The sequence below is a fragment of the Microbacterium alcoholitolerans genome (assembly GCF_050408615.1).
Taxonomy (GTDB): domain Bacteria; phylum Actinomycetota; class Actinomycetes; order Actinomycetales; family Microbacteriaceae; genus Microbacterium.
The window spans coordinates 1,903,678-1,922,538 of record NZ_JBNTKD010000001.1; the positions used below are offsets into that span (position 1 = coordinate 1,903,678).

The following is an 18,861-nucleotide window of genomic DNA, read 5'->3' on the forward strand; positions in this document are numbered from 1 at the left end:
CGATGGCACCGACCCCGCTCGCGGGAACCGCACTCAGCTTGAGGCGCGCTCCTGGTCGTCGGCCTGCTGGGCGACGATCGCGGCGTTCTCCTGCAGGGCGCGCACGACGTTCTGCAGCGCGGGGACGTACTGTCCCTGCCAGTCGCTGGTGAAGCGCTGCGCGTCGGGACCGTACCAGGGGGTCTGCTCCAGGCGCTGGGTCAGCTGCGCGGTCAGCTGGTTGATCGCGTCGGCGTCGCTGTTCATCAGGCGCGACAGGTCGCGGCCGGCCTGAATGTCCATTCCGTAGACGGTGTTGCTCATCTCTTCATTCCTCTCGGTTGGTACTGCTGTTCGTTGGTTCTGTTCGGTACTGGTTGTTCAGTTGTGCGATGCGGGTCAGGCGAGCGAGTCGACGTCGTCCGCATCGAGGTCGGTGGTGTTCTCGCCCGCGCGGGCGCGCAGTCCGCTCAGGGCGGCTGCGCCGAGGCCGGCGAGACCCAGTGGGGCGGCGAGCATCGCCGCCGCCGGGGCAGCGGATGCTGATCCCGAGCTGTCCGCGGTGCCGACGCTCAGCCCGCCAGCCCCGGCGGACGCCGTACCAAGTGAGGCGCGGGCGGCGACCGGAGTGGCGAGCACGGCCGGGTCTCCGGATGCCAGGCCATCCGCGGTGCTGCTGCCGGTGCCGGCTGACGAGCCGAGGCCGCCGGATGAGCCTGACGAACCGAGGCCGCCGGACGAGCCGGAGGATCCCGTTCCGCCGGGGACGCCCGGTGCACCGGAGCCGATGCCGCCCGAGGAGCCGCCCCCGCCGGCACCGATACCGCCTCCGCTCGAGCCGACGCCGCCGCCCGATGCGCCGGAGCCGATGCCACCGGCATCCGATGTGTGCGAGCTGACGAGCCCACCCGCCGGGGAAGCCCCGTCGAGGTTGCTCTGCCAGCTGCCGGTGGCACCGCCGCCCCCGCTGAGGCCGCCCGCGCCGCCAGGTGCGGCGCCGGCGCCGAACGACGAGCCGCCGCCGGCAGCTGTCGTGCCGAGCGGGGTCGCCGCCGTGCCGCCACCGATGGTGGCGCTCACGCCGAACGTGCCCTCGCTGGTGCGGATGTTGATGTCGATGCTCGCGCCGCTGCCGCCACTGCCGCCGCTGCCGCCGCCGCTGGCGCCGGTCTGACCGAGCGCCGACGACGTCTGGCCGACACCGGCCGGTGCGGCGACCGCGCCACCCGCTCCGTTCGCCGTGGTCGGCATGCCCGCGGGCGCGATGGCGTACTCCGGCGAGCGCAGCGACGGCGGGTTGGCGCAGGTGGCGGCCGGCATCGTGACCGGCGTGTAGGCCGAGGCCGGGATGCTCACCGACGGCGAGTCCTCGCTGACCGCCTTCTGGGCTGCCGAGGCGAGCCGCAGCACCTGCGCGAAGCGCTCGAGCGCCTGCTGGGTCTTCTCGACCCACGGGATCACAGTGCCCTCGAGGTACGCGGCGTACGCTGCGGCCCAGCCGGTCCACGACATCGCCTTGAGCGCGGCGACGACGATCTTCAGCGCGATGGCGATGGTGCGCGCAGTCTCGGCGCCTTCCTGTGCCTTCTGCGCCATCTCGTCGAGCTTGCTGACGTCTGCTCCCTGGAATGACATGTCCCCTCCTTCCTGTTCCGGTTCGTTGTTCCGGTTCGTGTCGATGTGGCGAAGCTATGGTCTTGCGCCGTGGAATTCCACCCGCCGAGGGGTGGAAACTTCCGCTGCGCGTCAGCGGCTGACCTCGTCCTGAAGGTCCGCTCGACGACGCAACTCGGCGGCGTTGTCGCGCAGCGAGTCGGCTGCATTCTGTAGCTCGGGACGCAGCGATCCGTCCCAATCGGTCTTGAAGCGCTCCGCGGCCGGCCCCAGCCACAGCACGGCGTCGAGCAGAGCCGACATGTTGTCGACCGCGCCCTTCAGTTCGCCTGCCTGTGAGTCCATCTGCCGCGATGCATTTCGCGAGTACTCGGGGTCGATGCCGTAGAAGCTCGAACGGTCGTACATGTCGCATCCTCCTCTGCCGCCCGGTCGTGGGCTGTGCCGCCCAGTGGGGGCGATGGGCACGACGCTAGGCGAGGATGCGGGCGGTTGACGAGCGCAGTGGGGGTGGAAATTTCCGGCTTGCGGAGGGCGGATCTGCGTGGCGGATCGGCCTCTTGCGCGTCGGGTCGGCGCTGGGAGAACCACCCCAAGGGTAGACTTCCGAACACGTTCCGAATAGAATGAGCTCATGACTCTGATCAATGACTTCCGCACCACGACTCGGCGCTCGTCCGATCTGAGCAAGCACTCGGCCGATGTATTCGCTGAGGCCGAAGACCACGCGGTCCAGATCACTCGCCGCGATGGTGAGCCCCTTGTGCTGATGTCCCAGCGCGAGGCGGACGCTCGCGCCTCGTTGCTGCAGTTCGCCGCCGACCTCATCACGGTGACGCTTGACGAGGAGGGCACACTCAGCTCCCGGATGGCGGATCGCTTCCCATGGATGCTCGCCCTATCTGAGGCTGATCGAGATACCTGCGCACGGGATCTCGTCAACGCGGCCCGGGCGTCCTTCTCGACGGGGCAACCGTATCTCGCAATCGCAGAGCTCACCTCCTGGCGCGAGACGGCGACAGCGATCGCCGCGGGCCTTGGCGCAGCCTCCGTCGAGTGGCTCGACGACCCTGAGCCGGTGGGGCGCCCCTAACTGTGGCGGAGGACTGGTTCTTCGTCGACGGCCATGACGTATTCATCGAGCAGGTGCACACGCACCATCCGAACGCGACCAAGTAACCATAAGGACGCCGGTGTGATGCGGCGCGCAGGGTGCTACTCCAGCGTGAGCACGTCCGTCCCTGGCCAGTCTTCGTAGGGGATGTTGACGGTCACGGGGCTGCGAGTGATCTCGTCCGGCAGCTCGAATTCATGCGTCGTCGGAGACATGTCTGCGGTGCAGGGATCGTTGGGGGACGGACCGAAGGTCAGGTCAACGCGGTCGGGGCGGTCGGCAGTGAGCGCAGTCGCAACGGGAGGGCAGCTCCCACTCCCCCAGGTCACGATGGCGAATGTCTCCCCGGGGTCGATCCAGGTTGCGACAGGGCCTTCGCTGAGTGGCTCGACGACGAGTCCTTCCGGCACGCCGCGCCGCACGTCCTGCGATGAGGTCAGGCGTCGGGCCGGATGCCGTTGCCGCGCGCCTGCGCGATGAGCACGGCCTGCAGATCGGTCATGGTGACCAGGCCGATCTCGGCGATGCGGCGCGCCACCGCGAACCGCAGGTTCTGCACGCGCCCTTCGGTGGAGGTGAACGGGTCGTCGGCCGGTCCGAAGGCGAGTCGCGCGACCGAGCGGATCGCGTCGTCGACGCGCTGCGCCCGCTCGAGGTTCCAGGCGTGACCGCGCCACGCGAGCACGCGCTCGTAGATCTCGCGGTTCGACGGCGGGCGGGGATAGTCGTCGGCGCCGCTCAGCCAGGGTTCGGTGAGCGCGAGCGCCACGTACCACTCGCGCGACCAGCGCTCGAGCTGGGGTGCGGCGGCCGTGGCGTCGTCATCGCCCGCGGGCAGCGGAATGCCGGCCCAGGCGACCTGCTCGGCCTCGTCCTGCACGGCTTCGACGTCTAGGGTCAGCACGAGGTCCACGAAGGCTCCCGCGCCGGTCTGTCGTCCGCGATAGATCAGCAGCTGGTTCTCGCCCTCATCCAGCAGCGCAGACATGCCCTCCGACAGGCTCACCCGGCGTGCGCCGCCGGGGGCGTCGAACAGACTGGACAGCTGGGCCGGGGTGGACGCATGCCAGCGCAGCCGGACAACCTCTTCGCCGACGCTCACTTCGCCACCGAGACGCGAGACGTGCGGTGCGACGTGTGGCAGCGCGAGCGCGGTGACGTTCACCGCCGAGTCGTCGGCCGGCAGTGCGGCGTCGGGCGAACGGCCCATCAGCAGCGTGTCTCCGGAGCCCAGCACCACCGTGGGAATCCCCGCACCGCGCAACGTCACTCTCAGCACACTCGCCCCTCCGCGCCCCAGCGTAGCGTGCGCGCGGGGTGGGCTCACGGTGCCGGCGGGCGGTCCTCGGTCAGGTACTCGTAAGCGGCCATGCCGAGGATGCCCGGCACCTGCAGCATCCCCCACGCACCGTTCTCGTCGAAGGCGCCTTCGCTCATATCGCGCACGATGTCGCCGTAGCGGGTGCCCTCCATCGAGTCGTTGATGGCGCCGCCGATCATCGTCCCGGCCGACCAGGCGGTGCCGAGCGTCATGTCCACCTGAGGACCCATCGCCTTGAACGCCAGCGGAACGCCGTGCTCGATGCCGCCGGCCACATCGCCGTCCTCGATGGCGGCCACCAGCCCGTCGGCGTCGACGACGGTGGAGTACACGTCCAGTCCCGCCATTCCGATGCTCGCGAAACCGCCGATCTTCTCGGCGCGGGAGATCGCACCGGACAGTTCGAGCCAATCGTCGCCGCCCCGGGGCAGTTCGCTGAGCACGCGACCGAGCATGGCCTGGCCCGGCAGCGCGACGAGCACGTCGCGGATGCCCTCGAGCCGCGTGGCCCAGTCGGCCGGCGCGGTGGCCGCAGCGGATCTGGATGCCCCGTGCGGTGCTCCCGCCGCAGGCGGCGCTCCCGCAGGACCGGCCGAGCCCACCACGCCGTCCGTGCTCACCGCGAGCTGCTGGTCGGCCTCGCGCACCAGGTGCAGCCCCGCCTCACGCAGCTGACCGGCGACCGTTGCCACAGCGGGCAGTGCCTCGTCGCGCCAGCGTGCACGCAACCGCTCGCCATCGGGACCGTTCCAGGTCAGGTCGGACTGGAGCGCCAGCGTCGTGCGTCCGGCGACGATGATCAGCTGCTGGGCCGCGGCCGCGAAGGTCACTGCGGTGGCGTGGAGCTGCTCGACGTCCGCGCCCCATAATGCGTTGTTCGACATGCGCCCATGTTGACCGCGCCGTCACCGGGGCGCCAGCCTGCGGCGGGTGGAAACTTCCGCCGCATCCGGTGCTCACCAGCGGTTGTGCACGTCCTCGGCCCAGCCGAAGATGCCCTCGAACGCGATGTCGTCGCCCTCTGCCGTGCGGAACGTGCCGGACCAGTCGCCGAAGCACTGATCGGTCGACGACGACACGACCCCGAGGTTCGTGCGGGAGATCTTGTTGTAGACCGGCGCGAACGTGGCATCCAATCCGCCGCCGGTGACCCGCCAGGGTCGCCGCCAGTCGGCGAGGTCGTACTGCCAGTCCAGTTCGGCGCTGATCTTGTGCAGGCGTCCGTCGACGAGGAAGGCGTTCTCGGTCGAGCCGGTGCCGTCGGCCCACTTTCCGCCGACCTGGATGCCGACGGTGCGCCCGTCCCAGACGCCGGAGCCCGCGCCCCAGTTCCAGCGGATGTCGTACGGCCAGCGCCCGCGGCCGTGATCGAGAGTCGCCCACGACTCCCCTGCGGGAAGGGTGTGCGTCTCGCCGTCGAGGACGATGATGCCGGATGCCGGGCGCGCGACGTCCTTCACCGTGTACTGGAACCGCGTGCTGCTCCACGGCACGACGACGGCGAGACGCTCGTGCCCCTCCGGCAGCGCGGCGATGACGTCGATCTCGACACCGGGGATGCTCGCGCGCAGGCGAGTGCCTTCGGGAAGTTCGTCGATGTCGATGCGGAAGTCCTTGGCACGGGCGCGGCTCGGCCCGGCCTCGGCGCGCGGAGGCAGCGTCACGCCGCGCGCCGGGATGAGCGTCGGCTCAGCATGCCAGGTGCGCTCGGATGCCCGATCGAGCACCCATATCGAGTTCACGGCCGCGTAGTCGATCGATGAGACGGTCATGCCGATCACGTGCGTGGGCGTGGTGACCGCCCAGTACTCCCAGCGCTTGTTGCGGCCGAAGAAGCGCACCCCGTCACGGGCGATGCCCGACGTGTCGACGAGCGGTGTGCGGGCCCAGCCCACGGCATCCGGATTCAAGGTGCCGTTCGGCAGCGTGAGTGAGACCGGCGTGGTGAGCTCGCGCTCCTCGGACATGGCGGATCCTTTGATCGGCGGGTGGGCTCAGACTATCGGTGGATCAATCCTTGGCGCGTGGGCCTTGTCGTCAACGTCGACGCGCCTCCGAAACTCCGATACCGGAGCGTGTGTCTCATGAGCGCACGCTACTTCCCGCGATTGCGAGCACGGACGGCCAGCAGCGCGCAGCCGATGACGGCGATGCCGCCGACGATGGTCTGCCAGCCGATGTACTCGCCCAGGATCAGGCCCGCCCAGAGGATGCTCATCACAGGCTGGGTCAGCTGCACCTGGCTCACTTGGGCCATCGGGCCGATGGCGAGGCCGCGGTACCAGGCGAAGAATCCGAGGAACATACTCACCACCGCGAGGTACGCGAACGCCCCGCACTCCGCGAGCGTGCCCGTCGGCGGCTGGTGTGCCACGGCGATGCCGGTGAGCAGGATCATCAGCGGGGAAGCGAGCACGAGCGCCCACGAAATCGTCTGCCACGACCCCAGCGCACGGGAGAGCAGCCCGCCCTCCGCGTAGCCGATCGCGCACACGATCACCGCGGCGAACAGCAGCAGATCTGAGACGTGCAGGCCGCCGAGGCCGCCACCCTGGATCACGGCGAAGACCACGGCCGCGACCGCGCCGAACCCGGCGGCGACCCAGAACGCACGTGCCGGGCGCTCGCCCGTGCGCACGACCGCGATCACCGCCGTTGCCGCGGGAAGCAGCGCAATCACCACCGCCCCATGGCTCGCTGGCGCTGTCGTCAGCGCGAACGAGGTCAGCAGCGGGAACCCGACTACTGCCCCGCCCGCGACGACAGCGACTTGGAGCCACTGCTTTCCGCGAGGGAGCTTCTGCCGGGTCAGGCCGAGCGCGAGCACGGCGAGGACCGCGGCAATCACCGCGCGACCCGAACCGACGAACAGGGCCGACATATGCCCGTTCTCCACCGCAAATCGAGTGAACGGCACCGTGAACGAGAACGCCGCCACCCCGAGCAGCCCCCACCATAGCCCCGACCACAACCCCGAGCGCGACCCGGGTAGCGGTCTCGCAATATTCTGAGTAGCGGTATCGTTGCGTGTCATGTCCAACAGTAGCAGTGATCGGATCGCGGCCTCGCTTCGCGAGTGGATCGCGGCCGCGCCCCCGCGCGCGCAGCTTCCCTCGACCCGGCAGCTCGTCGCCCAGTTCGAAGCCAGCCCGGTCACCGTGCAGAAAGCGCTCCGAACACTCATCGGGCAAGGTGTCATCGAGTCGCGGCCCGGCGTCGGCACGTTCGTGCGCGCGATCCGCACCGCCCGGCCGAGTGACTACGGGTGGCAGACGGCTGCGCTCGGCTCTCTGCAGCACCGCATCCCCGCCGCGTCGTCAGCGCTGCGCACGACACCGAACGACGTGATCGCGCTGCATTCGGGCTACCCCGACAAGGAGCTGCTGCCCGAGCGCCTGGTGCGGGCCGCGTTCGCCCGCGCTACCAGGAGCGAGGCGGTGGTGAGCCGCCCGCCCGTCGCGGGCCTGCCCGAACTTCAATCCTGGTTCGCATCCGAACTCGCCGCGATCACCCCGGCAGGCCTCACCGCCCCGGTCGCGAGTGACGTGGTGATCCTGCCTGGCAGTCAGAGCGGCCTCAGCACCCTGTTCCGCACCCTCGTCGGAGCGGGGCGGCCGCTGTTGATCGAGTCTCCGAGCTACTGGGGGGCGATGCTCGCCGCCGCCCAGGTCGGCGTGCAGCTCATACCGATCCCCTCCGGGCCGCACGGCCCGAACCCTGACGACCTCGACCGTGCCTTCGCGCAGACGGGGGCGCGCGCGTTCTATGCGCAACCCAATTTTGCCAATCCCACCGGAGGCCAGTGGTCGGCCGAGCTGGGCGATACCGTGCTCGAGATCGTGCGCGAGCACGGCGCGTTCCTCATCGAGGACGACTGGGCGCACGACTTCGGCATCACCACCGACTCGGCCCCCGTCGCGGCCCGAGACGACAGCGGCCACGTCGTCTACCTGCGTTCGCTCACCAAGAGCGTGTCGCCCTCGCTGCGAGTCGCGGGGCTGATCGCCCGCGGCCCCGCGCGTGACCGCATCCTCGCGGACACCCAGGCCCAGGCGATGTACGTCAGCGCGGCGCTGCAAGCCGTCGCCGTCGACGTCGTGACACAACCCGCTTGGAGCACGCACCTGCGCTCACTCCGGCAACAGCTCGCCGCCCGCCGCGACCTCCTCATCGACGCGCTCCGCGAGCACGCCCCCGCCGCGCACCTCGACGCCGCGCCCCTCGGCGGGCTGAACCTCTGGCTGCGGCTGCCCGATGACACCAACCTGCAGCAGCTCACCCGCGACTGCGAAGACCAAGGCGTCATCATCGCCGCCGGAGACGACTGGTTCCCCGCCGAACCCACCGGCCGCTACCTCCGCCTCAACTACTCCGGCCCCAACCCCAGCGCATTCCCCCACGCCTCCCGAATCATCGGCCGCACCATCTCGGCCGCCTAGAACGCCGAAGACGATCGTTTCCGGCGTGCGTGGATGGAGTGCGGGCTTGACGCGGAGCTGAGTCGATGGCGCGGGCCGATCGCAAGGGGGTGGAGAGTGGAGAGGACGGTGTGGGCGACGGCGAGCAGAGTGAGGCGAAGCTGCACGAACAGCATCCACAGTCTGGGCCGACCTCCAAGAGGCGACGGCTACCCTTGACCTGGCCTTCGCACGAGGCCGCACGCTGTGAGGAGAGCGCCGATGACCGAGTCCTTCCCCGTCTTCGATGGGGCTTCCGCCCCGCCTCCCCCGCCGCCTCCGCCGGCTCCGCGCCCTTCGGCGGGCTCAAGAACCCAGGCAGACTCGCGCCCTTCGAAAGACGCAGCAACCCCAGCATCCGACGGTGGTGATCTTGCCCGCGCTCGCGAGATCATCCGCGTCATCTCCAATTCGTACTCGACCAAGATGGTCGGCCAGGAGCGGCTGCGCACCAGCCTGCTCGTCGCGCTGATCGCAGGCGGGCACATCCTGCTCGAATCCGTACCAGGGCTCGCGAAGACCACGGCGGCGAGCACCCTCGCCGACACCGTGAAGGCGTCCTTCAAGCGCATCCAGTGCACCCCCGACCTGCTGCCGAGCGACATCACCGGCAGCCAGATCTACGACGCGTCCTCCGGCACCTTCCGCACGGTGCTGGGCCCGGTGCACGCGAATTTCGTGCTGCTCGACGAGATCAACCGCTCCAGCGCCAAGACCCAGTCGGCGATGCTCGAGGCGATGCAGGAGCGACAGACCACGATCGGCGGCGAGGTGCACCACCTCCCTCAGCCGTTCCTGGTCATCGCCACGCAGAACCCGATCGAGCAGGAGGGCACGTACGAGCTGCCCGAGGCGCAGATGGACCGGTTCCTGCTGAAGGAGATCGTCGAGTACCCCAGTCCTGCCGAGGAGTTCGAGATCCTGGGGCGCATCGACTCGGGCGTCCTCGACCCGGACCGTCACGTGCCCGGTGCCGTCAGTCTGGACGACGTGCATGACCTGCAGCAGATCGCCTCGCGCGTCTACGTCGACCCCGCCATCCGCAACTACATCGTGCAGCTGGCGTATGTCACCCGGAACCCCGGGCCGTACATCGGCGAAGACCGCGCACGGTACATCAAGTACGGCGCCAGCCCGCGCGCGAGCATCGCATTCCTGCAGGCGTCGCGCGCCCTCGCGCTGCTCAAGGGCCGCGCGCATGTGCTGCCGGAGGACGTCCGCGAGCTGCGCCATCTGGTGCTGCGCCACCGCGTGCTGCTGACGTTCGAGGCCGACGCCGAGGGCATCCGAAGCGAGGAGATCATCGACCAGATCTTCGCCGCCGTGCCGACCCCGTAACCCGTCGACAAGCCCAGGACCGATCTTGACCAGCCTTGTCACCCAGGTGAAGAGCAAGCTCTTCATCCACTCGTCGCAGAAGTCGATGCACGCGCTCGATGGCGCCTACGCATCGCTGCTGCGCGGGCGCAGCCTCGACTTCGAGGACCTGCGCCCGTACGAGTTCGGTGATCACGTCCGCGACATCGATTGGCGCGCCACCGCGAAGCACGGTGAGCCGCTCATCAAGCGCACCAAGGCGACCCGCAAGCACACTGTGCTGTTCCTGGTCGATGCCGGTCGCGGCATGAAGGCCCTCGCCGAGGACGAGAGCGGCAAGCGCGACCTGGTCGTGCTGCTGACCGGAGCCCTCGGCTTCCTCACGGTGCGCCACGGCGACGACTTCTCGGTGGTGTACGGAGACGCCGCGTCGGTGCGACGACTCGCCCCCGGCAGCAGCGAGGGATCACTCGAACACGCCCTGCGCACTGTGACCCGCGCGATCGATGAGAGCACATCGGCGAACGACCGCGACCGCCTGCTGAACTACGTCGCGCGCAACATCGCTCGGCGGATGATCGTCGTGATCGTCACCGACGAGGCTCCCGTCACCGATGAGACGGATCGGATGCTGCGCAGGCTGAGAGTGCAGCACGACGTCATCTGGCTGACCGTGCGCGACGCCGACCCCGTGGCCTCGGACAGCGCCGACGCGACGCACGGGCGCCGGCGGGACGTGGACACCGGCTGGGCGGTGCCGGACTTCGTCCGCGGCGATGCGGAGGTGCTCGCCGAACTGGCTGCACAGGAGGCGGCGGACACCGCGCGCCGCCACGACCTGCTGCGCCGCCTCGAGATCACGCACTCCGAGTTCGGCCGGCAGGATGCCGCCGTGCCGACGCTGCTGTCGATGCTCAACAGGAGGTCGCATGCCCGCCTCTGATGAGCTCTACCCTCCCACCCAGTACGGCTGGGGATGGATCCTGGTCGCCATCGGCGTTCTGCTGCTGCTCGCCCTGGCCGCATGGCTGCTGATCGTCCTCACCCGCCCGAAGCGCAGCATCACACTCCTCGGCACAGCGCAGTACGTGCCGCCGGCAGCCGAGGTACTCGCGCAGCTGCGCAGCGAATACCTGGCCGACGTGCAGCGCATCGAGGACGCATACCGATCAGGGAATATGGACCCTCGGCGCGCGAACCTCGAGCTGAGCCGAACAGTGCGCTCGTTCGTCAACGAGTACTCCGGCCTCGAAGCGCCGGTGCTCTCACTCGACGACCTGGTCGCCCGCGGCGTGGATCCCGCGCTGATCGATGCGATCCGCCGGCACTACTACCCGAGCATCTTCCAGCGCGGCCCGGCGATCGACCCCGCCTACGGCGCCGAAGCTGCGCGCAAGGTCGTGACGACATGGCGCTGAACCACTGGTGGATGATCCCGGTCGCACTCGGCGTGCTCATCGTCGCCGTCGCGATCGGCATCCTGCTGGGCACGCGCAGCCGTGCACAGGACAGCACCGATCCGGCCGGCCTCGTGTCGCGGGCCGAACGGCTGCGCGCCCTCCCGGCATTCCGCACTGCCGTCAACCGCCGCATGACGCTGCTCGCCGGCATCCTCGTGCTCGGCTCGATCGCCGTGGTCCTTGGCGGCGTCATCGCCGCGCGCCCGATGGCGGCCAAGACCGTCCAGCCGATCAACACCAGCCGCGACATCATGCTGTGCCTGGACGTGTCGGGGTCGATGTCGGAGGTGGACGTCGAGGTGCTCGCCGTGTTCGAGGATCTGCTGGAGGGATTCGAGGGCGAGCGGATCGGCCTGACGATCTTCAACAGCTCGCCGGTGCAGGTGTTCCCCCTCACCGACGACTACCCGTTCGTGCGCGACCAGCTGGAGCGCATCCGAAGCAGCTTCGACTACGTCGACGAGACGCCCGAGCACTGGGTCGGCACGCTGAACGGTCCCGGCGCCTCGCTGATCGGCGATGGTCTGGCCGCCTGCACAATGCGGTTCGATCACCTCGATGACGAGCGCAGCCGCTCGGTGATCCTCGCCACCGACAACGAGCTCGCGGGGGCGTCGATCCTCACCATTGAAGAGGCCGCGCAGTACGCGAAGTCACGCCAGGTGCGCGTGTTCGCCCTCAATCCGGTGCAGGGCAAAGACGCCGAGGTCAGCGCACAGCTGTCGGACGCCGCCGCGCTCACCGGAGGCCAGTCGTACGCGCTGCGCGACACGACGACCGTGGCCGACATCATCGCTGAGATCCAGCAGCAGGAGGCGAAGGCGCTGAAGGGTCAGGCCCAGGTGATCCGCGTCGACAGCCCGAACCTGTGGATCGCGCTCACGCTCGTCGCCGTGCTGGCCTTCCTGGTGCTGTTAGGGGCCCTCGCGCCCAGGAGGCTCCGGTCAGCGCGAAGCGATGATCGGAGTGGGCGTGGGGAGAGGGTGCGACTGTGATCCTCCAGCCCGTCCTGCATCCGCTGCTGCTCGTCCTGCTGTGCGCGCCGTTCGTCGCACTCGCGGTCTGGGCGCTCGTGAAGGGCCCTGCGTCCTCGCATGCCGGCCGCGGCATCTGGGTGCTCCGGCTCGGCATGGTCGTGGTCGTCTTCGCCATGCTGCTGCGCCCCGGCATCCCGGGCGGCACCTCGCAGACCCTCGCGACCGACACCGACATCGTGCTCGTCGTCGACACGACCGCGAGCATCGTCGCAGAGGACTGGGGCGACGGCGCGCCGCGCCTGGACGGTGTCCGCGCCGACGTGCAGGCGATCGTCGACGAGTACCCCGGCGCGCGGTTCTCACTCATCAGCTTCGATGCGGCGGCGCAGCTGCGCCTGCCGCTGACGACGGATGCCACGGCGCTGATGTCATCACTCGAGGTGATGAGCCCCGAGGTCACCGACCAGTCGCGCGGGTCGTCGATCGGCATCGCGAATCGGATGCTGGCCGAGACTCTCTCCGCCGCGGCGAAGGCCGCACCGGAGCGCGGCCGCATGGTGTTCTACCTCGGCGACGGGGAGCAGACGGTCACCAGCGAGCCGGAGTCGTTCGCGGCGGCTGCGAAGTTCGTCGACGGCGGTGCGGTGCTCGGCTACGGAACCGCGGAGGGCGGGCCGATGCGCAAGACCACCGGCGCCGGCGCCGGCGAGAGCGCCGAATACATCGAGTACCAGGGCGCGCCCGCCATGTCGGTGCGCGATGAGGACAACCTGCGGCAGATCTCAGAGCAGCTCGGCGTCGACTACCAGGCGAGAGCGGCGGATGCCGAGATCAGCCTTCCGGACGCCCCGACCAGCACGACGGACTACGCGTCCTCCGGCGAGGTGGGCAACGTCATCGAGTTGTACTGGGTGCTCGCGCTGGTGCTGCTGACCCTGATCGCGGTCGAGCTCGCCCGCGCGACCATGCAGGTCACGCGACTGCGCGGCCTGGCCCGCCCCTCGGCCGACTCCCGGACTCGTCCCTCGCGGGATTCCCGCACCCACCCGACGGGAGGTGCCCGATGAGCGCTCCCACCCGGGCAGATGCCGCCGCGACGCTGCTGGCCGTCAATCGGCGACGCCGCAGCATCCGCCGCTGGGTCGCGATCGCGACCCTCCCGCTCACTCTCGCCGCACTGCTTTTCGTCGGCAAGCTGCTGAGCATGTACGCGTTCGCGCACCAGTCGGTCAGCTCGTTCATCGGCGGCGGGTACGCCGAATCCGAGTCGGCCGCCCGCGGTCAGGACTTCCTGAACTGGTTCGAGCCGTTCAAGGCGCCGTACAACCTCGGCACGGCGATGGCCGGCGCTGAGAAGCTGCCCGAGGCGCGGTTCGAGCTCGAGGAGGCGCTTCCTCTCGCCACGGGCCTGGACGTGTGCTTCGTGCGGATCAACCTCTCACTGGTGATGGAGCGGCAGGGCGACGCCGCGCAGGCCGACGGGGACGCGGTGGCCGCCTCGGGGTTCTACGGCGAGGCGCTCCAGATGACGGTGGAGACGCCCGAGGAGTGCAGCAGTGACGATGCACAGGATCAGTCGCCCGATCCGAATCGCGACATGAGCGACACCCTCGAGCAGAACGAGCAGCGCCAGCAGGAGAAGCAGCAGCAGAGCCAGCAGCAGGATCCCGGTGAGGGCGAGCAGCCGCAGCAGCCGGAGGAGGGCGAGCAGGACCAGCCCTCGCAGAGCGACCTGAACGACATCGAGGACCGCCTGAACCAGGGCGCGCAGGAGCGGGAGGACCAGCTCGACGGCGAGGACGGCGGCGGGGGCGGAACGGACAAGCCATGGTAGATCGGCAGCGCAGCAGGTACGTCGGCGGCGCCGACGGGGCACCGCCCGTCCCCCCGCCGGGCGGCTATCACGGCGCCCGCCGTACGGCCGGCGGGCTGGATGCCGCGGCGGGACTCGCTCCGGCATCCGGCGACGTCGTGTACACGGCCGCACCCGCGCCGGAGAAGAAGTCCGTGAACGCCCTGGGTCTCGTCGCCATCTCGGCGACGGGACTGTTCGTGATCGCGCTGTTGCTGCTGATGGGCGCCGGCGGCACCGACACACTGTACGGCGTCTCGATGCTGGTGGTGCAGTTCGTGCTCGTCGGAGTGCTCGTCGCGGCGCTGCTGACGCCGCGCGGTCGGATGCTGGGAGCCATCGCCCTCGCCGTCACGCTCGTGTTCAACGTGGCCACGGTCGGTGCGATGGGCGCGCTGCGCTCCGCGGCGACGCACGCGTACGACGGCACGAAGTCCGAGGTGCAGAAGCACGAGCAGGCGTACCCGGGTGTGAAGGGGTCGCCGGCCTATGACGCCCTGAACGGACCCTCTCTGGAGCAGGTGCAGGCCGAAGGCGACGAGCTGATGGCCGAGGTGCGGTCCCGCCTCAGCGATCGGTTCGGCTACACCTGGGTCGAATCGGGCGCGGTCGACATCAGCCCGGAGCGCAACGGCTACGGCGGCGAGTCGATGCTCAAGCGCTACACCTCCACGATCTGGACGACCGAGCAGCCGGTGCAGGACGACGAGGTCAAGCGCCAGGTGATGAGCACCATCGACGAGGTGCTGATCGAACGGGGCATGTGGGGACTCTACGCCCTGAACGAGCCCGGCTCGGGGATCTCGGACGACATGGTCGCCAAGCTCTACGGCTCAGCGGACGTCAGCCGCCAGCACACCTGGGAGTACTACAGCGACACCTACCCCGAGCCGCTGCGCTTCTACGTCAACGCGTACGACCTGTCGAACGACTCGACCGGCGAGTTCCGCACGCAGCGTGACGCGGTCCACCAGCAGACCGGTGAGCCGCTCGAAGGCGTGCAGCTGATGATCATCGCCCGCGAGGTGCTGCCCGAAGCCGACCGCGCCGAGTTCGAGCAGCGGCTGCAGGAGTACCCCGGATTCTGAGTCGGCTGCTGGTCTGACCGCATCGGTGACCGGCATCCTCGCCCCCTTCCACCGCCGCCGCCCCCTCTGAATCACGTGATTCAGAGGGGGCGAGGACGCTCAGACGGGGCGAGGACACCGTCGGCGGTGAGCGTGGCGACCACCGCCGACGGTGTCCTCGCCCCGTCGGAGCGTCCTCGCCCCCTCTGACTCACGTGATTCAGAGGGGGCGAGGACGCTCCGACGGGGCGAGGACACCGTCGGCGGTGAGCGTGGCGATCACCGCCGACGGTGTCTTGCTACGCGCTGATCACACGCTGCCGATCCGTCGGCGACGGATCATCAGCACGACAGCCCCGACGATCGTCAGGAGCACACCGGCGCCGATCACGCCCAGCGCGATCTCACCGCCGGTCGCGGCGAGCGATCCGTCGCCGTCGGAGTCGGGACCTGCGACGCCGTCGCCCGAACCGCTGCCGCCCGTGCCGCCCGTGCCGTCGCCGTCGGAGCCCCCGTCACCACCCGAGCCGTCGCCGCCGGAGCCGTCGCCGCCGGAGCCACCGTCACCGTCACCGTCGCCGCCGCCATCGACCGCCGTGACGTTCAGCTCCGCAGACGCGGTCGCTCCTGACGTCGATCCCGTCGCCACGATCCGGTGGCTGCCGGCATCCGTCTGCTCCGGCACGACGACCTGTGCCGAGAAGGCACCGTCAGCATCCGTCACCACGTCGGCGAGCGCGGCACTCGCGCGCGCTCGCGCCTGGCTCGCCTCGTCTCCCAGCTGCACGCTCACCGTCTCACCGGGTGCGTAGCCGGATCCGCTGACGGTGATCTCGTCGCCGGCCACGACCTCGGTCTTGTCGACCGAGATCGACGCGTCATACGCCGGTGCCTCCTGCGCCGGGCCCGCCGCGGCGAGCTCGCCGGCCGTGGCCCACGGGTTGCCGTTGACCTCCGACAGCGCGACGAGCTTCAGGTAGCGCGCGGACTGCGCGGGGAAGCCGGCTGTCTGCGCATCGCCGGTGTTCGCGAAGGTGCCGGACGAGACAGCCTCGCCCCACTCGCCGTCTACGGTCGAGACATAGGCCGAGGCGTACACCTCGTAGTCGCCGATGCGGCCGTTCGCGCCGCCAGTGCCGGTGCTGCTGCGACCGGTGTACACCAGGCCGCACACCGACTGGGCTTCGCCGAGGTCGATGACGATCGAGTGCGGGTACTTCGCCTCGGACGGCGACCACTGCGAGTGCCAGTACGTCGCCGGGTTGCCGTCGATCGCGGCGGCGGCCGGACCGTTCGGCGCGGGCTCGCCCGAGACCTGCTCACTGGAGACCGCGGCGATCGCCGTCGGCTTCACGGTTCCGGCGGCGCAGACCGAGTTGGCCTGCATCTGACCGGAGGCGATGGCTGCGCCATCGGCGTCGACGAGTTCGAACACGAACGCACCTGCGCCGGTTGCCGCGTTGACGTTGAAGAGCTTCGCCGTGACCTCAGCACTGCCGCTCGCGGCGATCTCATCGATCGCGATGCTCGCGGGCAGGGCCGTCCAGCCATCGGCCGCCTTCACCCGAAGGGTCGCCCCGGTGAGGGCATCGGCGGTCGAGTTGTTGACGGTCACCGTCACGTCGGCCGACTGGCCGGGTGAGGCGGTGATGAAGCCGGGCGCCACGTTGACCGACACGTCGCCGATCACGTTCCAGACGGTGCGGCCCCAGTCGGCCGGCGTCTGCACGACGCGGCCGTCGGCCACATCCTTGAAGCCCTCGCCCGCGACGGGGACGTCGGTGAGACCGCTCGAGATCGAGACGAACTGCTGGCTCGCGGCGTTCGCCACGGTGTAGCCGCTGTCGACCTTGCGGACCTGCCACTTCTGCAGCGTCGTGGTTCCGCAGACACTCAGCGTCACGTCCGCACCGATCTCGACGGGGACGTTCAGGCGCATCGTGCCGTCGTTCGCCAGGCTCAGGCAGCGACCGTCGGCCGCGGTGATCGTGTAGTAGCCGTCGTCGGTCGGGGCGAACGTGAACGTCTCACCGGCATCCGCCAATTCCGTGCCTGCGCCATCGCCCGCGGCGAGCGCGCCGGAGTCGGTCGACAGCGTGTACGCGCCGGCCGGCAGCGGCTGACGAACGGTGTTCTCCCACAGCGGCGCACGGCCGATGGTGTCCATCGCGGTCTTGAAGTCGGCGTAGGTCGCCCACGGACGCTCGTTCGTCCAGGTCGACTGGGCGACGAAGCGCAGCGGCTCGAACATGCGCTGTTCGGTGGTGTTCTCGGCCTCCTGCGGCGTGCCGCCGTCGGGCCAGATGCTCATCCGCGCGCCGGTGATCTGGTCGGTGCCGCGGGTGACCTTCTGGCCGTAGAACTCCTCCGGCGTCCAACCGCCCTCGTACAGGCCCTGGCTGTTCACGCCGTAACCGCCGCGCACCATGTACAGCGAATTGGAGATGTTGCTGATCTGGTGACCCCAGTCGATGAACTGCTGCGGCCGGATCGAGGATCCCGCCTGGTTCCAGTGCTCGATGAGGATGTCGGTGTCGAAGTCGACGAACTGGTTGTCGCGCATGACGCCGTCGTTCCAGATGCGCAGCGACTTGCCCTTGGACTTCACGTAGTCGTTGATCTTGTTGACGTACCAGGCGACGACATCGTTCTCGGTCGCGCCGGCGCCGAACTCCTGCTCGGCGAAGCGCTTGATCTGCGGGTAGTTGGCGTAGCCGCTGCCGAGCATGTACTCGTCGACGCCCATGTGCCAGTAGTCGCTCTCGAACACCTCGAAGTACTCATCGATCAGGTCGGTGTAGAACTCGTACGAGGCGTCCTTGGTGATGTCCATGCGGACCTCGTCCTTGGCGCCGGTGTTCTCATTGGTCAGCTGCAGCTCCGGCATGTTCTCCAGCCAGATCTCCATGTGACCGGGTGAATTGATCTCGGGGATCACGTCGATGCCGTACCGCTCGGCCTTCTCGACCAGAGCGCGGATGTCGTCCTTGGTGTAGTACGACCAGGTGTTGGTCTGCGGGTACTCGTCGACCTTGACCTTCAGCTCGACGAGCATCGTGTTCAGCTTGAGGAAGGCCATGTCCTCGATGAGTCGGTCGATGAACTCGGACGAGATGTTGATCACGCAGGCGCAGACCGTGACGCCGCGCTCGGGGTACTCGGGCACGTCGATGACCGAGCCCTGCGGCAGGGTCTCCTGCTGGGTGAGCATCTGCAGCACGGTGCGCGTGCCGTTGAAGACGCCGGCGGCGTCGGCTCCGGTCACGACGATGCCCTCGCCGATCTGCAGGTCGTAGCCCTGTTCGCCGAGATCGTCGCGTGCATCGTCGATGCGCAGCTCGATGTCGCCTGCACCGGCACCCGCCGAGTCCACGGTCGCCGAGGGGTAGTCGACGCGCAGCTCGTCGCGCAGGATGTCGGCGGTGGATGCCAGCTGCTGGTCAGCGGAGTCGATGACGATCGCGATGTCGTCGGATGCCGTGAACGTGCCCCCTGCCTGCTGCCAGCCGTCGATGGAGGGGATGACATCGGGCAGTGGAGCGGAGGCGACGGCGGCGGGCGCGGTCAGCGCGAGCGATCCGATGACGAAGGTGGCGGTGGTGAACGTGGCGGCGAGCGCTGTGCGCAGGCGCCGCCCTGGGCTGCTGGTCGGTGATCTCACTGGGGACCTCTCTGTGGGGACGGCGATGTCGGCACGAGTGCT

Annotated in this window: 17 protein-coding genes and 1 pseudogene; 10 read left to right on the forward strand and 8 right to left on the reverse strand. The window is 69.4% G+C overall.

What is annotated here, in order from left to right; genetic code table 11:
- Positions 1-33: 33 nt before the first annotated feature.
- The 3 genes from ACQUSX_RS09090 to ACQUSX_RS09100 form a co-directional block, all read right to left on the reverse strand.
- Entirely contained in the window at positions 34-303 is a 270-nt protein-coding gene (locus ACQUSX_RS09090) for a hypothetical protein (RefSeq protein WP_337332803.1), read from the reverse strand.
- A 75-nt stretch (positions 304-378) separates the two neighbouring features.
- Positions 379-1,614 (reverse strand): hypothetical protein, encoded by a 1,236-nt coding sequence (locus ACQUSX_RS09095; protein WP_428906624.1) that lies wholly within the window; start codon positions 1,612-1,614, stop codon positions 379-381.
- Positions 1,615-1,725: 111 nt separating this feature from the next.
- Positions 1,726-2,001: a WXG100 family type VII secretion target gene (locus ACQUSX_RS09100; protein ID WP_428906625.1), complete on the reverse strand. Its 276-nt coding sequence runs from the start codon at positions 1,999-2,001 to the stop codon at positions 1,726-1,728.
- A 226-nt stretch (positions 2,002-2,227) separates the two neighbouring features.
- Between ACQUSX_RS09100 and ACQUSX_RS09105 the strand changes: the two genes are divergently transcribed.
- Entirely contained in the window at positions 2,228-2,686 is a 459-nt protein-coding gene (locus ACQUSX_RS09105; RefSeq protein WP_428906626.1) for a prevent-host-death protein, read from the forward strand.
- A gap of 457 nt (positions 2,687-3,143) precedes the next feature.
- On the opposite strand, the gene ACQUSX_RS09110 is transcribed toward ACQUSX_RS09105, so the two are convergent.
- The 4 genes from ACQUSX_RS09110 to ACQUSX_RS09125 all read right to left on the reverse strand — a co-directional run bounded on the left by ACQUSX_RS09110 (position 3,144) and on the right by ACQUSX_RS09125 (position 7,062).
- A complete protein-coding gene (locus ACQUSX_RS09110; protein WP_428906627.1) occupies positions 3,144-3,986 on the reverse strand; it encodes a hypothetical protein in 843 nt (280 codons plus the stop codon).
- A gap of 44 nt (positions 3,987-4,030) precedes the next feature.
- Positions 4,031-4,912 (reverse strand): hypothetical protein, encoded by an 882-nt coding sequence (locus ACQUSX_RS09115; protein WP_428906628.1) that lies wholly within the window; start codon positions 4,910-4,912, stop codon positions 4,031-4,033.
- A gap of 72 nt (positions 4,913-4,984) precedes the next feature.
- Positions 4,985-5,995, reverse strand: a complete 1,011-nt coding sequence (locus ACQUSX_RS09120; protein ID WP_428906629.1) for a DUF2804 domain-containing protein — start codon at positions 5,993-5,995, stop codon at positions 4,985-4,987.
- Positions 5,996-6,123: 128 nt separating this feature from the next.
- Positions 6,124-7,062 (reverse strand): DMT family transporter, encoded by a 939-nt coding sequence (locus ACQUSX_RS09125; protein ID WP_428906630.1) that lies wholly within the window; start codon positions 7,060-7,062, stop codon positions 6,124-6,126.
- Here ACQUSX_RS09125 and ACQUSX_RS09130 point away from each other — a divergent pair.
- The 9 genes and pseudogenes from ACQUSX_RS09130 to ACQUSX_RS09170 form a co-directional block, all read left to right on the forward strand.
- Positions 7,061-8,467, forward strand: a complete 1,407-nt coding sequence (locus ACQUSX_RS09130; protein WP_428906631.1) for an aminotransferase-like domain-containing protein — start codon at positions 7,061-7,063, stop codon at positions 8,465-8,467. The genes ACQUSX_RS09125 and ACQUSX_RS09130 overlap by 2 nt on opposite strands.
- Positions 8,468-8,707: 240 nt before the next feature.
- Positions 8,708-9,823 (forward strand): AAA family ATPase, encoded by a 1,116-nt coding sequence (locus ACQUSX_RS09135; protein ID WP_428906632.1) that lies wholly within the window; start codon positions 8,708-8,710, stop codon positions 9,821-9,823.
- A 25-nt stretch (positions 9,824-9,848) separates the two neighbouring features.
- The gene (locus tag ACQUSX_RS09140) at positions 9,849-10,745 is read left to right on the forward strand and encodes a DUF58 domain-containing protein (RefSeq protein WP_428906633.1); all 897 of its coding nucleotides are present in this window, start codon (positions 9,849-9,851) and stop codon (positions 10,743-10,745) included.
- The gene (locus ACQUSX_RS09145; RefSeq protein WP_428906634.1) at positions 10,732-11,220 is read left to right on the forward strand and encodes a hypothetical protein; all 489 of its coding nucleotides are present in this window, start codon (positions 10,732-10,734) and stop codon (positions 11,218-11,220) included. The genes ACQUSX_RS09140 and ACQUSX_RS09145 overlap by 14 nt, the downstream gene beginning before the upstream one ends.
- Entirely contained in the window at positions 11,211-12,257 is a 1,047-nt protein-coding gene (locus ACQUSX_RS09150; protein ID WP_428906635.1) for a VWA domain-containing protein, read from the forward strand. The genes ACQUSX_RS09145 and ACQUSX_RS09150 overlap by 10 nt, the downstream gene beginning before the upstream one ends.
- Positions 12,254-13,306 (forward strand): VWA domain-containing protein, encoded by a 1,053-nt coding sequence (locus tag ACQUSX_RS09155; RefSeq protein WP_428906636.1) that lies wholly within the window; start codon positions 12,254-12,256, stop codon positions 13,304-13,306. Before ACQUSX_RS09150 ends, ACQUSX_RS09155 begins: the two co-directional genes overlap by 4 nt.
- Positions 13,303-14,073 (forward strand): hypothetical protein, encoded by a 771-nt coding sequence (locus ACQUSX_RS09160; RefSeq protein ID WP_428906637.1) that lies wholly within the window; start codon positions 13,303-13,305, stop codon positions 14,071-14,073. Before ACQUSX_RS09155 ends, ACQUSX_RS09160 begins: the two co-directional genes overlap by 4 nt.
- Positions 14,067-15,179: a hypothetical protein gene (locus ACQUSX_RS09165; RefSeq protein WP_428906638.1), complete on the forward strand. Its 1,113-nt coding sequence runs from the start codon at positions 14,067-14,069 to the stop codon at positions 15,177-15,179. Before ACQUSX_RS09160 ends, ACQUSX_RS09165 begins: the two co-directional genes overlap by 7 nt.
- Before the next feature lie 10 nt (positions 15,180-15,189).
- A pseudogene (locus ACQUSX_RS09170) lies at positions 15,190-15,249 on the forward strand (hypothetical protein); the annotation flags it as partial.
- Between the two features lie 219 nt (positions 15,250-15,468).
- Here the strand turns inward: ACQUSX_RS09170 and ACQUSX_RS09175 are convergent.
- Positions 15,469-18,819 (reverse strand): family 20 glycosylhydrolase, encoded by a 3,351-nt coding sequence (locus ACQUSX_RS09175; protein ID WP_428906639.1) that lies wholly within the window; start codon positions 18,817-18,819, stop codon positions 15,469-15,471.
- Positions 18,820-18,861: the final 42 nt, after the last annotated feature.